This window comes from Dehalococcoidia bacterium, from assembly GCA_021295915.1.
Taxonomy (GTDB): Bacteria; Chloroflexota; Dehalococcoidia; order Lucifugimonadales; family UBA1123; genus VXRN01.
This window is the reverse complement of record JAGWBK010000045.1, coordinates 1-21,003: the sequence shown is the minus strand read 5'-3', so window position 1 is coordinate 21,003 and position 21,003 is coordinate 1. Positions and strand designations below refer to the sequence as shown.

Sequence of the window (21,003 nt, the reverse complement as noted above, 5' to 3'; positions counted from 1 at the left end):
AAAAGCTGGAAAGAGCATAGACCAAGTATTAGACCACCGCCACTTCCACTACGGCTCGCTCACGCTGAAACGGTATAATTCAACGCATCGCTCGAGAATTGAGGAGACAGATTCACCCCACTGAGATTCAGCTCAACCAGTCCGACGCTGAAGTCCCTGATGCCTACAGATACCGAATCTGAGGGGCCGAGCGAGAGGCTTGACGGAGAGGTAGTCGAAAGAGTTAACGAGACCTCAAAGTTCTCTCCCGTCTCAACTTCGCTGTCCTTGGTGATGTCGATCGTAGCCTGATACTCAGATACGTAGGTACTGCTGCTGGGGTCGAATGTGAAATCAGCTTCATTTACCAGGTATATCGACTGGCTGAGACTTCCATAGTCATTTGACTGAGCCGTGCCTGCTCCAATCTCCAGCATCAGAGTTCCACCGTCTCTGTGAGGTCGCTGATCGTTCTTGGTGCGCACGACAGCGGTAACGGTTACAATCTCACCTTCTGCCACTGGGTTAGGAGAAGCGGATAGCGACGCAGTTGCCTCAGGGAAGTCGTTATCCTTAACTGCAACTTCAGCCGAGCCTTCGCCTGGCTTGACCAGATAGTCGTCGCTGGCAGCTAGGGTTGCCGTGACTCCCGAGTGTTCTTCCCAGGTCGCATCGTCCGTGTCAGTAGCCACGGTCAGGAGGGTTGATGTAGATCCTGGTGAGATGGTTACAGACTTGCTGCCTTCGGCAGCATTCGGCACGAGATCGCCAGATTCGCCGATGTCGACCTGCAGCTCCAGTGGTTCCGAGACTGCGGCATTTCTACTCACAATGAAATTGACGGTTGCCCCTTCGATGACCTCAGTCGACTCTGGCAGAATGCTGACCACAGGCCTCGATCTGATGATGATGACCGAGTAGGTCCTCATGGTCAGCGAGTCCTGGGCTGTTACAACCACCTCTATTGTGCTGGTCCCTACGGATAGTTCAGCTGCATGGCCCTGCCCGCTGGAGACTTTGTTGGAACCTATAGAAATGGTGGCTCCACCGTCGCTCGTAACCGGGACGATGTCGACTCCCTCCACACCATAGTCCACGCGGACCGTGTAGTCGGTGGTGCTGCTTGCAAACGCGGGACTGAGCGTTCCTTCACTGACAGTGAGCGAGGTCAATGCGGCGTCCTCTGAGAGGTCGCTTGGCGCAATTGTCACAGTCGTGGTGGAAGGCCCCTCAATGCTGATCTTCTCTGAGTTTGCACCCTTCCTCAGTTGGAACACGATGGTCTCGTCGGGCTCACTCTCACTATCATCTATCGTTTCGACAGTGGCTGTGTACACGGCGCGGTAGACCATGCTTCCGATATCGACGTGAGAGAAATCAGAGTCTGTGACACTGAATGTAGACTGGCTGAGGCTTCTGTAGTCCTCGTCCATAGCCGTGCCGCCTACTGGAGATAGAGTCAGCGTACCCCCATGGCCGTGTGGCTCCTGATCGTGAGTCGTGGTCACTGTTATCGACAGCTTTGGGATAGCGCCTTCTGAGACTTCTGACGGACTAATGGTCAGTGCTGCGGATGCTTCTGGGAAGTCGTTATCGTTCACTCTGGCCTCCGCCCGTGCCGCCTCTTGTTTGATGGAGTAGGTGCTACTGGCAGAGATCGTGGCAGTCACAGTTGAGTGAGGCTCCCAATCTTCGTCGTCGTGTTCAGTTGAGGCTGTGAATGTAATAGATGTGGAGTTAGCTGGGATGGCAACCGTTCTACTTCCCTCTTCGATGCTCCCCACCATCGCCTCAGTCTCACTAATCTCAACTCTGACTGTGAGTCCTTGGGAAACCTCAGCATCCCGCGTTATGACAAAGACCAGACTCGTACCTTCGATGACCTCCGGATTCCTCGAGAGAATGCTGACCTCTGGCTTCTGACGGACAAATACGACTGTGTAGGTCATCGTTGTTACGCTGTCTTCAGCAGTCACTCTCACTTTTACCGTGGTCTCTCCGACCTCATGGTCAAGCTGGTGTCCATCGTCGCTGGTACTGGCGTCGGGGAGGTCGTTGTTGCTGCCATCCAGGAACTCCACATCCGCGTTGTCAGAGTTCACCACCGGGCTGATCGTGACTCGCTCTATTCCGTATCCAAGGTCCGCACTGTACCGAGTTGTTGTGCTGGAGAACGCTGGCGACAGTGAGCCAGGGTTCACCGTCAGTTGACTCAGAGTGGGATCCGTCGAGGAGTCGTTGGCGGCAATCACGACTGTGGTTGTTGCCGTCGCTGGAAGCTCAATACGAGGGGCGTCAGCTTTGGTCACTATAATATGAAGTGACTCGTCCAACTCCGAGTCGGCGTCATCGGTGATTGCGACAGCAGCCGTGTAACTTGCTTGATATTTTGGCGATCCGTTTACGTCCGCTAGTTCGAAGTGGTCAGGTTCGACCGAAAACGAGGTCCGGCCAAACCGGCCATAATCCGACGCTTGGGCCGTGTCCTCGCTAGCGTCGAGAGTCAGAGTTCCTCCCGGGCCCTGCGGCTCCTCTTCCACTTTCGTGGTGACCGTAAGGGTAGCTGAGATGGTCGCGCCTTCAGATACAGGATTGGGCACCACGTCAATCACGGCCGTCGCCTCGGGAAAGTCGTTGTCTTTTACCAGTGTCGAGGCTGTGCCAGCCCCTGGTTGAATTTCGAAGGCGTCGGCAGTATTGACCGTCGCAGCTACGGTTGAGTGCGGCTCCCATATATCGTCCTCTGGATGAGTCGAGACCGTCGTAGTGGATGTAGTGGCCCCACCAGGGATTGTGACTGTTCTACTACCCAGACTTGCAGCTGGCACCTGTGAACCGGACTCCGATACTTCCACTCCTACATCTAGTGGCTCAGACACGGCGGTATTGCGGCTAACCAGGAACTCAACGACATTCCCCTCGGCAACTTCAGCCTCAACTGCGCTGATACTGACCCTGGGTTTAGCTCGCATCACGGTGATGACATAAGTGGCGGTTGAAGTCGCGTCTTCTGCGACCACCTTGACCGCAATCTCATTGTCACCTACTGCAAGGGGAACTGTGCCGTCAGAGTCGGCGACTCCTCCCAGAAGTACAGTTGGCTCTTCAGAATTAGAGTGACCGGCTACTGCAGCTACGGTGGTCTCGTGCTGTGCGTATGAGGCTTGTGCCTCGTATTTGTGGATGTGGCTGGCGAACGCCGGGGACAGGGTAAGGCCGCTCATCGCGAGTGAACTGAGGGCCGCGTCATTGTCCAGGATGCTAACGGCGACTGTTGAAGGTTGAGCCAAGACCAGGCTGTCTTTCGAACTTGTAGCCTTCGACAGCTCGATCTCGAAGGTCTCCCCGATCTCTACGATGCCGTCCTCTACCGCAGCTATGGTTGCCGTGAATTGTGCCCTGTATCGCGTGTCGCTATCCACTGTGGTGGTGGAGAAGTCGCCAGGAGAAACCTCAAATGTGGTCTGGTTCGGGATCGCGAAGTCGTCTGCCTGAGCCGTGTCGGCACTGGCGCTCAAGGTTAGGGTCCCACCACTCCCATGGGGCGGTCTGTCTGCATGCGTCGTGACAGTGATGATCGCTGTTGTCGTTGCCCCTTCTGAAACCGGGTTAGGAGAGAGAGCTAGAGTTGCAGTTGCAGCAGGAAAATCGTTATCGAGTACGAGTACTCTCGTTGAGCTAGCCGTATTAGTCGATCGGTATCCATCATCTTCGTCGATGGCAACCGTCACTGTGGAGTGTACTTCCCACTCGTCATCATCCGCGTCGGTTGCGATCGACAGGGTCGTCGACGTGGCTCCAGAGGGGATCGCCACCGTCCGGCCTCCTTCCTCCGAGGAGGGTACAAGCGACCCAGTTTCAGACACGGCTAGTTCCACGTCCAGTTGTTCAAGTATGGCGATTTCACGAGTCACCAATAAGTCGGCAGTTTCTCCCTCGTTAATCTCCTCCTGGAGGGAACTGATACTTACGTCCGGTCTCTCGCGGGTCACTGTGATCAAATAGGTCTGCACGGTCGCCTCGTCTTGGGCAGAAACCTGAATTTTGATCACGTTTTCGTTTACCCCAAGCTGTAACTGGTGCCCAGCCAACATTGAGTCGATGTCTGTCAGCTCCATGTCCTCGTCGTTCAGGAGCGCCACAGTTGCGGAACTGTCGCTGGAGGTAGCATGGACAGTCACTTCCGTAACGTTGTAGGGAACTGAGGCTGTGTAGGTGGTTGTGGTGGCGGTGAAGTCGGGCATAAGTGATGCTGCACTCAGGTGCAGTTCCTTGAGGGCGGCGTCAGAGGAAAGGGTAGGCTGGGGAAGTTGGTAAGCGAGGATCTTATCGTAAAATGTGTCAGTCACCCAGATCGTGGTGCCATCTGACCACATCCCAGAGAATTGGCTGTATTGCTCCGTAGAGATCGCCACGTCCAGGTCCTCTTCCCTCACCCCATTTTCGAGCCCGAAAGCATACAATCTGCGGTCTGAGGCATCGCTGTAATCTCCGTGGTCGTCGTATGAAATCCAGAAGGTGGTCTTGTCTGACCACACTCCAACTGGTCGGGGCCTATCGAACGCGATGGCAATGTCCTTATCACTCTGCCTGGCTCCGTCACTCAGCGAATAAGCAAAGAGCTGTTTCTGGATCTGGTCTACAACGTACATCGTCGTGCCGTCAGACCACATTCCGGCTGGTACGTCGTTCTCTACATCCAGTCTGAAATCCCTGCTCGGGTCCCTGCTTCCATCAGCCAGAGAATATCCGTAGATCCTGTCATCGCCAGTGTTAAGTACCCACATTGTCGTCGTATCAGACCAGAGGCCGAGGGGCGTAGAGTTGGAACTCACTAGCGCGATGTCTTTGTCGTCAAGCCGGGATCCATCTGCCAGAGCGTAGGCGTACAATTTTCTGTCTGAGGAGTCGGCAACCCACATCGTTGAACCGTCCGACCAGATCCCCCGTGGTGCCCCATTGTCACTATGCAGCGTCAGGTCCTGGCTAGTACCTTGCTGCTGTGCTGAGACCTTGTCGACTGTTACGCCCAAGAGGACGATAGATGAGATCGAGAGAGAAGCGGCCAATACCACGGCGCCGACAGTCAGCAAAGGTGGGGTCTGACCTTGAAGCAGTCTCCTGATACCGAATTGCCTCATACACGGGAGGCGGATCAGGTGGAATCCGCTCTTCCACTCCAGGTAATCCTGCAAAAGCTAAGAAAATAACGCAGAAATACGACCAATCACAATCGATAACCATTGTGCAACTTCTGTACTTGAAAACACTCATGCACATGTTGCCACAAGGAAGTGGGAAACGCAACTATGATTCGTATTAGAAACTCATTAAGCGTAGTAAAATGAGTGATAACTACGTATTACAGAGAGGAAATTCACATGATATGGGGGTGAAGTATCACGGAATCAGGATCTCCGTTTCCGTAAATTGATTTCGAACGGAGAAAGTGGAGACGCACTATTGGGGAAAACGAGCTAGGGTTGATTCTCGCGCCGACCAAAAGTCGCGGGTAAGTTGGGTTAGGACCCGCTCGGCGAGCGAGCGCAGATGTTGAAGGCGAAGGAGCCCGGACCTGCTGGAGATTGGATAGCTAAGGGGCATCGTAACTGGTTGCCCCCACTGTCAGCAGGTCGGCGAATACAGGCTGCAGGGGGCCGCGGTTCTTCGCTCGCTTGCCCCCGGCCAGAAGTACTAGATGGGAGGCCTTGTCTCGTACCAGCCTGCATGCTGCTGATATGTGTACGCGGCTTGGATCACTCCCGGCTCGTCGAATGGTTTACCTGCGATCTGCATCCCGATTGGCAGGCCGTCCTCGGTGAATCCGCATGGAACGGAGATTGCCGGGAGACCGGTTACATTGAAGGGAGCCGTGAAGCTCCTCCCCATGACCGTTGAGCTGGGGTCGTAACCATCGAACGCTGCTGCCGGCTGAGTCATAGTTGGCGTGACCAGCAGGTCTACGTTCTTCAACACATCAGCGAACTCTCTCCTCGCCCAAGTTCGCACGCGCTGGGCCTGAAGGTAGTCTGCGGCGCTCATAAGCGCACCAACCCTGAATCGTCCTCGTACGATTTCTCCGAATTCCTGCGGACGTGTCTTCAGATTGGGCTCATGATATGCGTAAGCTTCACTGACCATGATCACCGAGTTGGCGGCTCTTATGTGTTCAAGACTTGGAAGTTCTACTTCCTCGATGTGGGCGCCGAGACTTTCCAAGTCTTTGACCGCCTTTTCGACGGTAGCCACCACTTCAGGGTTGACGCTGGGGTCGGGGTCGAAGAAGTAGTGCCGAGGCAGGCCAAGTCTTACGCCCCGGATGTCTTCCCTTAGCGAAAGTGAGTAGTCTGGCACAGGCGCCCGGCTCGAAGTGGGGTCCTTTGGGTCATGGCCTGCAATGGCCTGCAGCATGTATGCCGTGTCCTCGACTGTCCAGGTCATTGGACCCGCATGGTCCTGCGACCAGCTTAAGGTCACGACTCCGAAGCGACTTACACGTCCGTATGTTGGCTTCAGACCTACGATTCCGCACAAAGACGCGGGCCCACGAATCGACCCGCCTGTGCACGATCCCAGGGCTCCAAGAGCTTGGCCGGACGCCACTGCTGATCCGGAGCCGCTGCTCGACCCTCCAGTTATATGGTCTAGGTTCCAGGGGTTGCGGGCGGGTTCAAACGGCGTCGTCCAGTCTGGGCCTCCCAACGCGAACTCGTGCATGGCGAGCTTGCCGAGCAAGATACCGCCAGCGGCTTTCAGCCCGGCTGTCGTAGTAGCGTCCTCGGTGGGCACGCGGTCGATGTCGACTTGAGACCCTGAGGTGGTTCGTACACCCGCGGTGTCGTAGAGGTCCTTGAGCGCGAAAGGGATGCCGTGCATATTCCCCCTGTAGTTGCCACTCAGAATCTCAGACTCGGCGATTCGGGCTTCCCTCAGCGCATCGTCAGCCGTAAGCAGTATGAACGAGTTAAGTCTGTCATCAGTCTGCTCTATTCGATCTAGACACGCGCGGGTCAGCTCCACTGGGGAGAGCTCGCCATTGCGAATCATCTCTCCAGCCTGGTGAATGGTCAGGAAGTAAAGTTCGCTATTTGCCGCCATTGTGGTTCACCTCTGCCAAGGGAGAATACGGAACGTGATATTCCAGTGGGATGTGACTAGCTTCCAGGCCAGTCGGGACGGAACTCAACGACCATCTCTTCCGCGCCGAACTCGATGGTGTGGAGCTGCCTGGCGTATTCGGCGTACAGGTCGTAAATGGGCTTTAGCTCTTCCAGCTCCGCCTTGTCCATCCCCAGGCCCGCAAGGTCAGCCATCAGCGTGAATTCCTCGATGGTAATGTCTTTCGGATCGCGCATCTTCTTTCCTCCCTCGTTCATCCCTTGAGCGGGTGGACTCATGTCACCGTCTTTGACAATCTGCCGCGGGCGTTCAGCCCTGAGTAGACACGGCCTTGCAATCTGATAGTACTGCAAACATTTGAGACCCAATTCATAGATCGTGCTTGATGAATCATAGTCGCGGGTTCTAGCGTCACATCAGATAGCAGGGCGACTCGACTGGGTCATTTGCAAGCGTATCGTTCCGAGTCACGAGACACAAGTGGCTCTATTACCCACGCATCAGAGTAGACACATCTTGAAGTCCATAGATATAATGGTTCTCACTCTCGAAGCGGCTGGCTTACATGACCCGAGGGTCCTGAATGCGTGCCGAGGTGGAGCGTTGAGGGCGCTGTGGCCTAACAGGCTGTGGGAGTTCGAGTCTCCCCCTCGGCACCACCTCTGTGCCGACAGCTGAGCGAGATGACATGGCGACGTAGCCAAGTGGTCTAAGGCGGGGGTCTGCAAAACCCCTATTCGGCGGTTCGAATCCGCCCGTCGCCTCCACAGGTAACCCATAGAGGCCTCCGGAAACCCCGGAGGCCTTACTGTGTGAGAGGGCCGCTGTCAGGCACCACCTACGAAGTTGGGAGAACTGGCGGCTCTGGCACAGAGCATGAGCAAACCGACCACCATGCAGACACGCGACACTAAAGCCCCAACTAGGGAGACCCGCCGACCCGCCGGACTGTTTGCCAGCGGTTTCGCCCTGTTCACGGCAGTTCTTTGGGGCGGTAACAACGTAAGCATCAAGATCGCCCTCGAACGCGGATCGCCACTGCAGATCGGCTGGATCAGGTTCGTGCTCGGAGCAGTCGCAACCATTGCCTATATGGCGGTCCGGCGGGAGTCGTTCACCGTTAGCAGGCATGAAGTATGGCCTCTGGTGGCCGTGGGGCTGATGTTCTCCGTTCAGTTGGTGTTCATGAACATTGGGCAGGACCTCACGACGGCAGGGCACGGAGTTGCGCTGCACTCAACGATGCCGATCTGGGCGGCTACGATCTCCATGCTGTTCATACCTTCCGACAGGTTGACCCGTTGGAGGGTGCTTGCCATGGCACTCTCATACGTCGGCGTGCTGGCAGTCGTATTCGGCGACACTGGTGCAAACGAGGCTGGTACCACTGTTCTTGGAGACGTTCTGAGCCTGATTTCGGCGATTTTACTAGGTGCGCGGACAGTCATGATTTCAATCTACGCGCAGCATGTCTCAGAGGCCAAGCTGATGCTGGGACAACTCGTGATCGGTACGGTCCTGCTGCTCGCAGGCAGCTACGTATTCGAGACGCCAACCTACACTACAGATGGGTCTTTCTGGTTTGCACTGGCTTATCAGGGATTCGTCATCGCAGGCTTCGGATTCCTGGCAACCGCATGGCTCCTGAAGCACTATCTGCCTTCAACGGTAACGTTCTACTTCTTTGTGCAGCCAGTTGCGGGCGTGACACTCGCGTGGCTGATTCTCGGAGAGGATCCTGGAAGAGGACTCATCGCCGGCGTGGCATTGGTATGCGTTGGAGCGCTACTGCACAGTGGTGAGTCATTCCTGAAGGCCAGGAGAGTCGCCCAGGGGTAAAGCGCCTGCCTCTGTGAAGCCGGAGTGGCTCTCAGGCAAAGGCTTGCTTGCCTATTCGCCTCCCCACAGTTCGTGGAAGTGGTTCACTGGACCGTGGCCCCGTCCTACGGGATAGCTCTTGCGAATGGCGGTTGTCACGTAGTCCTTTGCAGCCTTCACCGAATCAGGAACGTCCAGGCCTTTGGCAAGGCCGGCGGCTATTGCTGACGCAAGTGTGCACCCGGTGCCATGGGTACTGGTCGTGTCGATTCTCTCCGACGTGAACGTCCAGAACTCGGAGCCGTCATAGAGGACGTCTGTTGCCGGCCCATCCAGGTGACCTCCCTTGACTACTGCGTTCTGTGCCCCGACCTCGTGCACGAGAAACCTGGCGGCTGTTTTGAGGTCTTCTACGGTCGTGACAGCCTGGCCTGTAAGTACGCTCGCTTCTCGGCTGTTAGGGGTAACAACCGTCGCCATAGGGACCAGCAGGGTACGCAAGACATCCTCGGCGTCTTCTCTAAGCAACCGGTTCCCGGTCGTAGCCACCATCACGGGGTCTATGACCACTCTCGCAAATTCGTAGTGGGATATTCTCTCGGCAACAGTGTTGATGATCTCGTAGCTGGAGAGCATGCCGGTCTTAACCGCGTCCGTGCCAATGTCCGATACGATGGCGTCTATCTGGGACTCTATCAGAGATGTGGGTAGCTCCAGGACGTCTGTGACACCGGTCGTGTTCTGGGCGGTTATGGCGGTGATTGCGGACGTGCCGAATACTCCAAGGGCAGCGAATGTCTTGAGGTCCGCTTGCATCCCGGCGCCGGCGCCGGAGTCCGACCCAGCTATCGTCATTGCTCTCGGTACTTGACGATCAACCACCTTTATTCACCCCCGTTGGCGGGATTTCTTTCTGCTCTTTTCCAGGATGATTTGTTGCAAACGCCTTGCGCTGGTACCTGAGACGCCCATCCTACTACGCTTACGGCGCTTCCTATCCCTGCGTTCGCCTTTCGTCTGTCGTTCCTGTTCCATGTCGAGTTCGATCTCTCTGTCAGGGTTTCAGTTTCTTCCTGCAGATGCTACATCCTAGCACCAGGCTTGTGTTCCGGGATTGTCCCTGTTGCTACGAAGTTGGAATCCTCGCCTCTACGACTGTCCCATTGCCCGGTGAACTAGTGATGTCAACGTCCCCACGGAGTAGTCGGGCCCGCTGTCGCATTCCCGTAAGACCAAAGCCCCCCTGTGAGCCGGCAATCCTTACACTTTCTGGATCAAAGCCAACTCCATCGTCGCTCACTGTTAACTTGACCGCATCCAGCCCAAAGTCAAGTGTGACGTTAACCCTTTTGGCGTCAGCATATTTGCGGATGTTAGTCAGTGACTCCTGGCAAATGCGCAGGATCGCTGCCTGCGTAGCCGCATTTAGTTCCTTGCGTCCTCCCAAGAGAGTGAAGTCTGCGTCAGGATCTGCAGTGGTTGTGAACCTGTCAACCTCGTCCGAGATGATGACATCCAGGGGATTTCTTTCAAGTACCTCCGGCAGGAGGTTCCACACGGACCGCCTTGCCTCGGCAAGACACTCTCGAGCAATGGCCCTGGCCGCACTTATGTGTCCGTGTAGCGCCACAGGATCGCCCTCAAGTGAGTCCTCTCCGGCCTCCAACTGAATAACAATACTGGTGAAGCCTTGTGCCAGTGTGTCGTGTATCTCCCTGGCCATTCTATTTCGTTCTTCGAGTACAGCCAGATCGCGGGTTTCATCGAAAATCCGCGCATTTTCTATTGCCACGGCCAGCTGATTCGCAAGTGTCTGAGCGATCAACATGTCGGCGTCGTCGAAAGCATTACCTTCCGCCGAACAGAGATCGAGGACCCCTACGACAGCGTCTCCCTGCTTAATGGGCATAGCGAGCTCCGAACGAATCTCCAGATTCTTGAGTCCCATATCGGAAAAGAAAGGATCTCTCTCCACATTTCCTGTAATCCAAGGAAGACCTGTACCCGAAACGTGACCCAGGATTCCTTCGCCACCCATTTTCATTCGAAGGCCTCGTGGGGGCAGGTTTTTTGCGCTGGAGTCAATGGCCTGCAGCACGATGGTGTCCTCACCCTCATCCTTCAGGAAGACGCCCACCGTGTGGTATCCGTACGTCTCGCGGACTAGCTGCACGACATGGGGCAGAAGTTCACTTAGAGTCAGGACCGCGCTCACGTTCAACGCGACGGCATTGATCGCAGCCATCTGCTCATTTCGCCGCCTCTCTGATTCGAAGATCCTTGCGTTCTCAAGTGCAATGCCTATCTCCTGAGCGAGTGCCTGGAGGACTACCTGGTCTGCCTGGTCAAAGGCGTTTGGGTTTCGATTCTGAGAGTGCAACACTCCAAGTGCGTTACCTCCGGCCGACACTTGGACCGTGGCGGATGATCTGGCTGGCGGGCCATCTAATACGGCCATGTAACGTGGTTCATCTAAGATGTCGGCAACTATTATCGGTTTCCCAGTAGCAGCAACAAGTCCAGTCACACCTTCCGGCCCGTTTTCGCCGTTTAGGGGTCGTCGAATTGGCATAGACAGGTGAGGGTTGGCCTCTCGGGGGAAAACCAGCACATCTTCCTCGATGATGCCGATGGTGGTCGTTTCGTATCCAAGTTCGGTAGTGCCTATCTCTCCGACACGGGCTAGCAGTTCGTAGGGATCTCTTATTGACGTGAGTTGGCGGCCAACTTCTGCAATAGTGCGGAATCGATCGGCTCGCTTTCGTTCCTGCGCGAAGAACTGTTGAATCTGCTCATATAGTTGCGAGTTAGCCACCGCGCCGGCGATCTGTGCCGATACCCTCTCTGCTGCTCCAATCTCGCGATCGCGAAAAGCCGCAATAGTTCGGGAGCCGAGCCAGAGGACACCTATTGCCTCGTTATTGGAAATCAGCGGGACGGCCAGGAAGGATCGGAGTCCCTCATTCCACATTGGTAGCAGGTCAGGGAACTCTCCTCTCAGTTCTTCCTCTTCAGTCGGCTGATAAAGTACCGGCCTGCCTGTACTGAAAGTCCTGGCCGTCACCGTCCCTTCCAGAGGGTAGGAGTTGCCAGGAAGCCGTTCGGACAGCCGCAAACCGGCCAGGTAGGAGATGTTGAATGTACTCTCATCCGCGTGGACCGCCATGATGGCAATCGTGTCCGCTGCGATAAGTCTCCTCGTCTGATCTGCGAATCGGTCGTACACCAGGCTCATATCAAGGGAGGAGCCAACGATCCGGCCGATCTCAGCCATGACCGCACTCTCCTCAGCGGCCTCTCTCACTCGCTCCTCGGACTCGGCCAACTCACTTGTTCGAAGCTCGACACGCTCTTCAAGCTCGGCGTAGTAAGCCTTGAGAGCCTGAGCCATAAGGTTGAATTGGTGAGCCAGTTGCTGGACTTCATCCCCTGTCTCGGACTGAATTGTGTAGTCAAAGTCACCGCTGGCGATCCTCTGAGCGCCAGCATTCAGTTCTCTAATTGGTCTTAATGCCCTTCCGATTGAAAACCAGACGCCACCAATCGAAAGAACTGCACCGACCAGGAGCAGTCCAAGGACAGTCAGGCTCGACATTAGAATAGGTTGCTCAACCTCTGACCAGAGCTGCTGAGTTACTACACCCCAGTCAGTCCCCGGGACCGGAGAGAAACCGGATATTACCCCTTCTCCACTTGGAGAAGTTGACAGATTTGCCCCTGATTCTCCGCTAATGACCTCTGTCACAGGTGGGTATTCAGTGAAGTCCTGCCCAATCAGTTCAGGCCTGCTGTGGAAGATGGAGTATCCCCCTCCATCGACAACATACGTGAGACTTCCTGTGTCTGAAGAAAGGGGAAGCGAGTCAGAAAGAATGGACTTCATAAGTGGACCGTCGAGAGCTGCTGTACCGGAGACAACTCCAATAAACTCGTCATCGGCGTCTAGTACTGGGACCGAAAACCTCACAGATGTAAGGTCCGTCACGCCCCCACTGAACACATCAGAGTAGACAGGCATTGTCGATTTTCGAACGGAATCGATCTCTGGAAATAGTTGAAGCTCGGATGGATTGGGGCTCAGAGTCGACCAGGTGGCACGTCCGCTCTGGTCATAGAGAGTCACCCCTCCGTCGAATTGGCGAAGTTGACCTCGCGCCGTAGCGATCGAAAGGCGGGTTGCTACCGAGTCCAGAACCGGTGAGTCACCTTCATTTGCAACAGTTTCAAGAATTCTAGTGTGGCGGACCAATCCGTCACTCAACTGGTTCGCCGAGAGCATTGCCAGTTTTGAGTCTCGTTCTTCGACAATCGTCAGCACCGTCGCCCCGTACTGGAATAGCGCGATAACAGCCACAATTATCAGGATTATGGAGCCGGGAATTATTGCGGCTAGAAGGACCTTCGCCTGAAGACTTCTCAGAAAAGACATTGCCCGGCACCTCCAAGTTAACTGAGTCAGGCACGTATATTAATGGTACTATGCCCCGTTCCCTCGTCAACCTGAATTAAGGTAAGTCCCTTCAACGAGAAGAGGCCCCGCGAGTCCGCGGGGCCTGCATGAGCTCTCTTCGATTGTGGTTGGTAATCTCGTGGCTGACCTGGGAGGTTGTATGATCCTGCACGAGATTCCTACTCCGTGTCAGCTTCTGTTGTCAAACCGGTCCCGAATTTCCTCGAAAACCCTGTCGAGAAATTGGCTACGGTCGGAGAAGTCATGGCGCCCCGGCCACCTACCACCGTCCTGCAGGCCAGACCTCTTGCCCCTACGTGAGAAATGGCTCCGCGTGTCGGACCCGTCTCCCTGTATCACCACTTCGACTTCTCCATCGACATCAACAACGAGCGTTTCATCCTCGGAGTTCAGCTGGCCCAGATCACCGTTCCTCTTCATGATGACGTTCGTGTCATCGCTGATGGTGTAGTCGATAGAATCGGAACCACCCTTTGGCGAAAGCGTGAAGGTGCCGGCAGAAGCGTCAACACTTGAGACTGTACCGACCACCGTACGGCGGGTAGTGAAGCTGCCATCCTCATTCTCGACTACAATTTCGGAGTTCACTGCATCTCCACTAGTCGATTTATGGGGACCCCACTTACCTCTTCCGGCCCGGGAGAATCCGAACTTTGGAAATGCATGGAATCTGCTCGTACGGAGTGTTCCCAGGGACGCCTTTGACGTTTCCCGGTCTCCCACCGTGACGTTTACGGTAATGCTTGAACCGCCTCGCGTTACGGTCAGTGTAATCTCAGTATCGGTACCCGCTTCGGCGATGGCATCGACGAGATCGCTCGCACCCGCGATAGTCGTGCCATCGACTGCCGTGATGATGTCGTTTTGTATCAATATGCCGTCTGAAGGACCGCCTGCCACCACCCGCAAGACCTTGACTGACCCGTCATCTAACTCTGTTATTTGGACTCCAATGTACGGGTCCGATTCGTCGGACTCTTCCTCAGTCCCCTGCAGCATGTCGAACTGCTGCGGCTGTGTTATCTCCGAAGCTGGCTCGACTGTTGTGCTCAGTGGAGTCGTAGGCTGCTGTATCGTGGCTGGTTCGTGCGTGGCTGCCTGAGATGTGAATGGGTTGGACGCAATAACTGCAATCAGCGCAAGCGCCGACAGGGCCATAAACCCTGCTAAACCCAGAGATTTAGGGTTCATCTCATATCTCTCCTGTGGATGGATTAGTGGTATGGTCGGTATTGAGCCTGCTTGGATACTACAACGCAGGTGAGTGCTCGCGGTTAGGGGGCCCTTGACGAGCAGTTCAGTTGACAGGAGATGCCCTTGCTGAGAACCTTCTGCATACCGCGAAGTGACCGCATTCTGAGAAATTGCCCACAATAGGAGCAGGCGCGTGACCACCATCACTCTCGACATAGAAGACCCCAAAGTACTCGCTCAACTTGGAACGGAATGGCGGTTCGGTTTCGGCTGGAATCCGGGCCATGCCAATGAGGGGCTTGTTTCGCAGGCACCGGACAGCCCTGCGCGCCTGGCGGACTATGATGACTCGTCATGGGAAATCTTGGACGACGTCGAAGCTGGAGGAAAGAACAAGCCGTCTGGTAGGGAGGAGCACCCTGGCATCAGAAAGAAGCAGTCTGAAGGGCTCACTTTTGGCTGGTACAGGATTGCTGTCACTTTGCCGGAAACGATTGGCAGCTTCGACGTGGAAGGGTCAACAATCTGGTTTGAGACCAGCATCGACGATTACGGAGAGATCTGGGTTGACGGGGAGTGGGATCGTGACTACGGCGCGGTCAACGGGTTCAACGTCACCAACCGAGTTAAGGTGGCGGACGATGCCAAACCGGGGAATACCCATGTGATTGCCTGCCTATGCGTCAACGGCCCATTGGCGCGTCCAGGCGGCGGCATATTCATGAGATACGCCCACCTGGACTTTGAGAAGTAGTTCAAAGTGAGTGATCCAACAACCGCTGGTAAGTGTCGACGGCTAGTTGCCGCCACAGCAGCCTGACGGTACACTCTCGCTTACGGATACCCTATGACAACTTCCCGGCGCAGGCTGCCACTCTTTCCACTAAACACCGTGTTGTTCCCGAACGCGTCACTACCCCTCCAGATCTTTGAGGAGCGGTACAAGCTGATGCTGAGGGAATGTATGGAATCTGACAACAGGTTCGGCGTGGCCCTGATACGTGAAGGGCCCGAGGTTGGTGGACCCGCGGTCCCCCACGACATCGGGACTATCGCCCACATTACTCAGGTCAACCGGATTGAAGGTGACCGGTTCTTCGTCTCTGCCGTGGGCGTCCAACGTTTCAGAGTTCTTGACATAACGCAGAGAGATCCCTTCGTTGCTGCCGATGTAGAACTGCTTGAAGATGCCAGCCCCGACCTGACGTCAGCCGACGAACTGGTCCGCGAGGCCACGAATGCATTTTCGGACTATGCCCAGGCCTCAGTAGGTGTTGCGGGCGGCTGGGTGAGCCGGACTCGCGTACCCTCAGATCCGGAATCGCTTTCGTACCACATCGCCAACACCGTTCAGATGGACATTGGAGAAAAGCAGCGGCTCCTGGAGCATGAAAGCTCGGCAAGTAGACTCACCGCGGAGGTGGAGGTGCTGAAGCAGGGCTATCAAGACCTCAGAAGACAGATGTCATGGGAGATGATGACCCGGTTCAGTCGTCAGTAGCTGGCCAAGAGACTCGAACCTGCAATCGTTAGACAGGCATTTCCCGACACTTACAGTTTCTGACAATACTCCTGTGGTGGCTGGTCTTGGAACAGGTCAGGATGAACTAGTCGCGCCATCACCTCAAGGCCGTCGACCAACCTGGGGCCACTCCGGCTAAAGAGCGCACCAGAGTCAACTACGTAGGCATTTTCTGACTTGAACGCTCGGAGGTTCTCCCAGCGGCTGCTGTCTGGCAAAGCGTTAAACTCTGCGGTAGCCTGTTCAACATTCATGCCGCACGGCATCAGGATGACAACGTCGGGGTCAGCAGCTTCTACGCGCTCGAACTCGAGCCGAGGCGACGGCGCCCCGGGTTTTCCCAGGACATCCATGCCACCTGCGGCCTCCACCATCTCGGGCACCCAGTGTCCGGCAGCGATCACTGGATTCATCCACTCGATGCATGCGACGGTCGGCCTGTCGCTTACGCCAGCGACAGTACGCCGTACTACGTCCATCCTTGCCCTGAGGTTGAAGACGGCGGCATGTGCGACTGACTCTCTGTTCGTATGCCTGCCGAGAAGCTTAATGTCATCCAGGACATCTTCCAGCCCGTGCGGGTCGAGCGATAACACGGTAGGGGAGACATCCAGTCGGCTTACAGCCTCTTCGACATCCTCGAAGGAGACTGCGCAAACCTCGCACAGTCGCTGGGTCACGACTAAGTCCGGATTGGTGGCTTGCAATACGTCCTCGGCAACAGCGTAGATACTCTCGCCGCGCATCATCATGTCCGTGACGGCCGCGTCTATCTCGTGACTGCTGAGGGAGCTAGAGTCTATGCGACTCCTAACAACCTTGGGCTTGTCTGACGCGCCGCTTGGAAAGTCACACTCGTGGCTCACTCCGAAGAGTGAGTCTCCGAGGCCCAGAAGATAGACGATCTCCGTCGCGCTTGGGAGAAACGAACAGATCCGCATGGTCCTACCTCACTCCATCCGTCTCATGCCAGGAGAAGAAAGCCGAACTGATACGCCCTAGAACGCACCTTCCTTCTCGAACGCCTCTGCCAGCCTGGCGATGCCTTCATAAATCTCGTCCGGCTCATTGAACCCGAAGCACAGCCTTGCGTAGTTCTGGCCGGTGTCGCCTTCTGGCGAGAAGTTGACGCCAGGCAGGTAGCCGACGTCATAGTCGTTCAGAACATTGTCCCGGATTGACGTGATGTCACTCTCGTCAGGCATCTTCAGCCATACGAACAGTCCCCCGTGAGGGTTGCTCCACTCGGCACGATTGCCGAAGTTCTCTCCGAGTGATGCCAGCATCGCATCGCGCTTTGCCCTCTGGATGTCATTTATCTCTTCGATATGAGAGTCAAGATTCCCGGTCGAGTATCTGTGTACCGCAAATGAAGCAAACGAGTTAACAGAGCCACCGCCCTTGGCGACCAATGCCCTGTCCAGGACCTCGGAAGGGCCTGTACCGTATCCAATCCGCATACCAGGGGCAATGATCTTCGAGAAAGAGGCGACGTACATCACGCTGCCGGTCCCATCAAGTGAATGGATCGAAGTCGGCGACTCCGGGCCGTCCAAGCGAAGATCCACGTAGCAGTCGTCCTCCAGGATCGGAATTCCGTGTCGGTTTGCAATCTCCACCATGGCCTGACGCCGTTCGAGGGACATCGTCCAACCCTGGGGGTTTTGATACGTGGGAATCGTGTAGATCAGCTTTGGCTTGCGCCCTTGCCCTGTCGCGCGAACTATGACGGACTCGAGCGCGTCGGGAAGCATACCTTCCTCGTCAGTCTCAACACCGCGAACGTCCGCCCCGAAACGGCGAAGCTGCCCGAGAGTACCCGCATAGACGTAGTCCTCAGTGAGCGCGACGTCTCCGGGGTCAATCAAGACTTCCAGGAACATGTGAATCGGCTGGCCCGACCCGTCGCCCAGGATGATCTCGTCCGCCGACACATGGATGTCGCGTTCCCTCGACAGCTTATCCGCAACGAACTCTCTCAAGGGCCGGTAGCCCTGCGGGTGCGCGTATATGGCGAGGTCTTCTCCTTCCTCTGCCAGGGCCTGTTGGAGCCCGTTGACCAGCCCGTCGAATGGGATCGACTTTGGGTCAGGGTATGCGACTGCGAAGTCGTACTTGCCACGCTTTACTGCACCAGCTCGAGGTCGTCCCTCCGGGGCATGCTTGGAGTACAGGCCTTCGAAGCTGAATTTACTCTGTTCAGGCATTGGATTTTCTCCTCACGGGTATCAGGTGACAGAAGGGTGGGGCATCTGAGCCCGCGTAATTCTACACTCTGCCGATTCGGGTGTCATTCTGGCTTGCAATCTCCGTTTGCCACCTAAGCGTTGTCGAAAACGCCCTCTCGCTCGAACACGCCAGCCAGAATCTCGATTCCCTCTGCTATCTCTTCCGTGCTGTGATAACTGTATGTGAGCCGCATGTAGTTGTTAGGGGAACGATCTGCCCTGTATACGGCTCCTGGGTTGTACTTGACTCCTGCCTCAACGGCCTTTTCGAGGGTGTTCCATGTATCGGCACCCTCAGGAAGGCGGCCCCACAGCATCATTCCGCCGTGAGGGACACTCCACTCGCAGCTGGGCGGGAAGTGCTCTCCAAGGGCGGCGAGCATAGCGTCACGCTTCGTCCCAAGTGATCGTGCGACAGCCTCAATGTACTCGTCCCCGTTTTGACTCAGGTATTCGTAAACTGCCATTGACGTGAGGTGACTGGGTGACGACCCGAAACGGAGTTTTCCAACCACTTCCTTGACCTCGTCAGGAACGACGCCGAACCCAAGCCTAAGCCCACAGCCAAGCAGTTTTGTATACGCTGATACGTGGGAGACTCCACCCTGGTCATCCATTCCGTACATTGCCTGTGGCAGAGGGTCACCGTCTATGCGGAAGTCTGCGTAGGACTCGTTTTCCAGAATTGGTATGCCGTAGGTCTGCGATATCTCCACCATGTGCTTCCGGCGCTCAGCGCTGAGGGTCATCCCCATGGGATTCTGGTACACGCCGATGGTGTAGATGAGCTTGGGATGCGTACCCTTACTCACCAGGTCCTTTATGGTCTCTTCAAGCGCGTCGGTATCCATGCCGTTGGAGTCGGTCGGAACGTGGATCACGTTTGCGCGCTTACCCAGCAACATTCCGAGAGTGCCTGAGTAGCAGAACTCCTCCACAAAGACCGTATCACCAGCGTCGATGAACGCGTCCAGGATTGTTCCAACTGCTCCGCCCGCTCCTGCGCTCAGGAAGATGTTGTCGACAGGGACATCCATGCCGCGATTGTTGTGAAGGGCTTCTGCGATGTATTCCCGGAGACCGACGTGACCCTGCGGTGGAGGGTACTTCGCGAGCTCAACCCCCTCCCGGGGCATTATGTCCGACAGCGCATTGACAAACCCGTCGACCGGCATCGTATCGCGGTCGGTATAGGTCACGGAGAAAGTGAACTTTGTGTCCTCCGCCTGTCCAGGCGGCCCTTCGACCTCGGCGGGCATATTCTTAGTGAAAAGGTTTGAGTAATCCAAGTGTTCTCCTCGCGTCCCCTGAATCGAAATCTGACTCTATGCCAGTGGGAGCGTGACTCGCTCGCCTGTCTGCATGCTGATCGTAACTGCGTCGGTGAACTCCATGTACCGGACGCCATCGAAGAAGTTGGTGTGAGTAACGGGTTCAATCCCCCGAATGGCGTTTATGAACTCTTCCTCCACCCGCCAATCGCCCTGCTTCTCCGCAGGAATATCGATTTCGGATAACCCACCGTCTCCTCGTTGTCCACCACGGACTGTCATGGATGCAGAGTCCACATGGACGGTGCCTTCAGAGCCGAAGATCCAAACGCCGTCAGCGGGCGCCAATCCAGTTACAGTGCTGACCCGCATCCTCGCAACCGGGCCGGAGGCGAACTCAATTAGAGTCTCAACGTGGTCCGGAATTGTGATGTACGCCAATCCTCCGTCCCAACCCTTCCGATTCTTGACGGTGACTCTACCAACTGCCGTTACGGCCGCAGCAGGGCCGAACCAGCGCATAATGGCCTCGTACCAGATACCCATCTGCATGATGTTGTTGCCGGAGAGGTCGCGGTTGTGTCTCCAGTGGAGCTCCGAGTCGTAGTCGACAAAGTCCCCTTGGTGAACTGTGATGTCGGCGGATAGCACATCACCAAAGTACCCGCCTGAGATCATGTCCCTGATCGTGTTGTCGATCTTCAGAGTGTGTGGCGCGGGCACGATCTGTGCAACAAGATCGGGATAGGCCAGAGATGCCTCCAGCATTTCCCGCGCATCGGCAGAGTTCATGGTCATACGTGCCTCTGTGAGCACGTGCTTCCCTGCGGCCAGGGACGCCAGCACCAGCGTCTTGTGCATGTATGGCCAGGTGCCGATGCAGATGGCGTTGGTGTCGTCCGCATCGATTAGGTCTTCCCATGAGTCGTACACGGTACTCAGACCGAATGCGTCTGCCACGCGCTGGCCCGATTCGCGACTCCTGTTGGCTACGCTGACGCTCTCAACCCCGTCGATCGCTGCGAATCCCGGAAGATGCCGGAGCCGCGTGTTACCGCCCGCTCCAACGTAGCCGATGCGAATTGTCTCGTCTGCCATATTGTCCGCTCCTGTTTTTGCTGGCTAGGAATAGTCGAACGGATTATAAAGCGTAGCTTCCCTTAAGGCTATTCGACCCCTGAGACAGACTTCGGCTCCCAGCCCTAGTCTCGAACTCTGGCGATAGCTGGCTGCTACCAAGAACCCCGAGTTCAATGGCAAGACCAGATGAAATGCAGGAGGGGCATCATGCCGTCTGTTCCCAGTCCCTCGGACCGTCGGAGAGGTAACCGTCCCATAGGCGGTGGGTGTGAGTCTGAGGGGTAGTTCACAATACTCAATGTCCCCATGCCAATAGGCGGA

Annotated in this window: 13 protein-coding genes and 2 tRNA genes; 5 read left to right on the top strand and 10 right to left on the bottom strand. The window is 56.0% G+C overall.

Annotation, left to right across the window (positions count from 1 at the left end; genetic code table 11):
* Window positions 1–59 precede the first annotated feature (59 nt).
* The 3 genes from J4G14_12250 to J4G14_12240 form a co-directional block, all read right to left on the bottom strand.
* Entirely contained in the window at window positions 60–4,766 is a 4,707-nt protein-coding gene (locus J4G14_12250; GenBank protein MCE2458565.1) for a cadherin-like beta sandwich domain-containing protein, read from the bottom strand.
* A 907-nt stretch (window positions 4,767–5,673) separates the two neighbouring features.
* Window positions 5,674–7,077: an aspartyl/glutamyl-tRNA amidotransferase subunit A gene (locus J4G14_12245; GenBank protein MCE2458564.1), complete on the bottom strand. Its 1,404-nt coding sequence runs from the start codon at window positions 7,075–7,077 to the stop codon at window positions 5,674–5,676.
* Between the two features lie 56 nt (window positions 7,078–7,133).
* A complete protein-coding gene (locus tag J4G14_12240) occupies window positions 7,134–7,334 on the bottom strand; it encodes a hypothetical protein (GenBank protein MCE2458563.1) in 201 nt (66 codons plus the stop codon).
* Between the two features lie 353 nt (window positions 7,335–7,687).
* Between J4G14_12240 and J4G14_12235 the strand changes: the two genes are divergently transcribed.
* From J4G14_12235 to J4G14_12225, 3 genes are all read left to right on the top strand, one after another.
* A tRNA-OTHER gene (locus tag J4G14_12235) sits at window positions 7,688–7,757 on the top strand.
* A 31-nt stretch (window positions 7,758–7,788) separates the two neighbouring features.
* Window positions 7,789–7,865, top strand: a tRNA-Cys gene (locus J4G14_12230).
* A gap of 109 nt (window positions 7,866–7,974) precedes the next feature.
* Window positions 7,975–8,937: a DMT family transporter gene (locus tag J4G14_12225; GenBank protein ID MCE2458562.1), complete on the top strand. Its 963-nt coding sequence runs from the start codon at window positions 7,975–7,977 to the stop codon at window positions 8,935–8,937.
* Window positions 8,938–8,988: 51 nt separating this feature from the next.
* Here J4G14_12225 and thiD read toward each other — a convergent pair whose 3' ends face one another.
* The 3 genes from thiD to J4G14_12210 form a co-directional block, all read right to left on the bottom strand.
* On the bottom strand, window positions 8,989–9,771 hold the full coding sequence (thiD, locus tag J4G14_12220) for a bifunctional hydroxymethylpyrimidine kinase/phosphomethylpyrimidine kinase (protein ID MCE2458561.1): 783 nt from the start codon (window positions 9,769–9,771) through the stop codon (window positions 8,989–8,991).
* A 271-nt stretch (window positions 9,772–10,042) separates the two neighbouring features.
* Window positions 10,043–13,345, bottom strand: a complete 3,303-nt coding sequence (locus J4G14_12215) for a GAF domain-containing protein (protein ID MCE2458560.1) — start codon at window positions 13,343–13,345, stop codon at window positions 10,043–10,045.
* Window positions 13,346–13,555: 210 nt separating this feature from the next.
* Window positions 13,556–14,578 carry a PDZ domain-containing protein gene (locus J4G14_12210; protein MCE2458559.1) on the bottom strand — a complete coding sequence of 341 codons (1,023 nt, stop codon included), beginning with the start codon at window positions 14,576–14,578 and terminating at the stop codon, window positions 13,556–13,558.
* 196 nt (window positions 14,579–14,774) lie between these two features.
* Here J4G14_12210 and J4G14_12205 point away from each other — a divergent pair, with 196 nt between their 5' ends.
* Entirely contained in the window at window positions 14,775–15,335 is a 561-nt protein-coding gene (locus J4G14_12205) for a hypothetical protein (protein MCE2458558.1), read from the top strand.
* A gap of 93 nt (window positions 15,336–15,428) precedes the next feature.
* Window positions 15,429–16,082 carry an LON peptidase substrate-binding domain-containing protein gene (locus tag J4G14_12200; protein MCE2458557.1) on the top strand — a complete coding sequence of 218 codons (654 nt, stop codon included), beginning with the start codon at window positions 15,429–15,431 and terminating at the stop codon, window positions 16,080–16,082.
* Between the two features lie 50 nt (window positions 16,083–16,132).
* Here the strand turns inward: J4G14_12200 and J4G14_12195 are convergent, their stop codons facing one another.
* From J4G14_12195 to J4G14_12180, 4 genes are all read right to left on the bottom strand, one after another.
* Window positions 16,133–17,044, bottom strand: a complete 912-nt coding sequence (locus tag J4G14_12195; protein MCE2458556.1) for a cobalamin-binding protein — start codon at window positions 17,042–17,044, stop codon at window positions 16,133–16,135.
* A 57-nt stretch (window positions 17,045–17,101) separates the two neighbouring features.
* Window positions 17,102–18,310 (bottom strand): PLP-dependent aminotransferase family protein, encoded by a 1,209-nt coding sequence (locus J4G14_12190; GenBank protein ID MCE2458555.1) that lies wholly within the window; start codon window positions 18,308–18,310, stop codon window positions 17,102–17,104.
* Between the two features lie 113 nt (window positions 18,311–18,423).
* Entirely contained in the window at window positions 18,424–19,620 is a 1,197-nt protein-coding gene (locus J4G14_12185) for a PLP-dependent aminotransferase family protein (protein MCE2458554.1), read from the bottom strand.
* Window positions 19,621–19,656: 36 nt separating this feature from the next.
* Window positions 19,657–20,700 carry a Gfo/Idh/MocA family oxidoreductase gene (locus J4G14_12180; protein ID MCE2458553.1) on the bottom strand — a complete coding sequence of 348 codons (1,044 nt, stop codon included), beginning with the start codon at window positions 20,698–20,700 and terminating at the stop codon, window positions 19,657–19,659.
* Window positions 20,701–21,003 lie beyond the last annotated feature (303 nt).

What these genes read in the sequence shown, in the direction of transcription:
- J4G14_12210 (MCE2458559.1), bottom strand. Translation starts at nt 14,578, where the DNA reads ATGAACCCTAAATCTCTGGGTTTAGCAGGGTTTATGGCCCTGTCGGCG.
- J4G14_12215 (MCE2458560.1), bottom strand. Translation starts at nt 13,345, where the DNA reads ATGTCTTTTCTGAGAAGTCTTCAGGCGAAGGTCCTTCTAGCCGCAATA.
- J4G14_12190 (MCE2458555.1), bottom strand. Translation starts at nt 18,310, where the DNA reads ATGCCTGAACAGAGTAAATTCAGCTTCGAAGGCCTGTACTCCAAGCAT.
- J4G14_12195 (MCE2458556.1), bottom strand. Translation starts at nt 17,044, where the DNA reads ATGCGGATCTGTTCGTTTCTCCCAAGCGCGACGGAGATCGTCTATCTT.
- J4G14_12225 (MCE2458562.1), top strand. Translation starts at nt 7,975, where the DNA reads ATGAGCAAACCGACCACCATGCAGACACGCGACACTAAAGCCCCAACT.
- thiD (MCE2458561.1), bottom strand. Translation starts at nt 9,771, where the DNA reads ATGACGATAGCTGGGTCGGACTCCGGCGCCGGCGCCGGGATGCAAGCG.
- J4G14_12200 (MCE2458557.1), top strand. Translation starts at nt 15,429, where the DNA reads ATGACAACTTCCCGGCGCAGGCTGCCACTCTTTCCACTAAACACCGTG.
- J4G14_12250 (MCE2458565.1), bottom strand. Translation starts at nt 4,766, where the DNA reads ATGTGGGTACTTAACACTGGCGATGACAGGATCTACGGATATTCTCTG.
- J4G14_12240 (MCE2458563.1), bottom strand. Translation starts at nt 7,334, where the DNA reads ATGCGCGATCCGAAAGACATTACCATCGAGGAATTCACGCTGATGGCT.
- J4G14_12245 (MCE2458564.1), bottom strand. Translation starts at nt 7,077, where the DNA reads ATGGCGGCAAATAGCGAACTTTACTTCCTGACCATTCACCAGGCTGGA.
- J4G14_12180 (MCE2458553.1), bottom strand. Translation starts at nt 20,700, where the DNA reads ATGGCAGACGAGACAATTCGCATCGGCTACGTTGGAGCGGGCGGTAAC.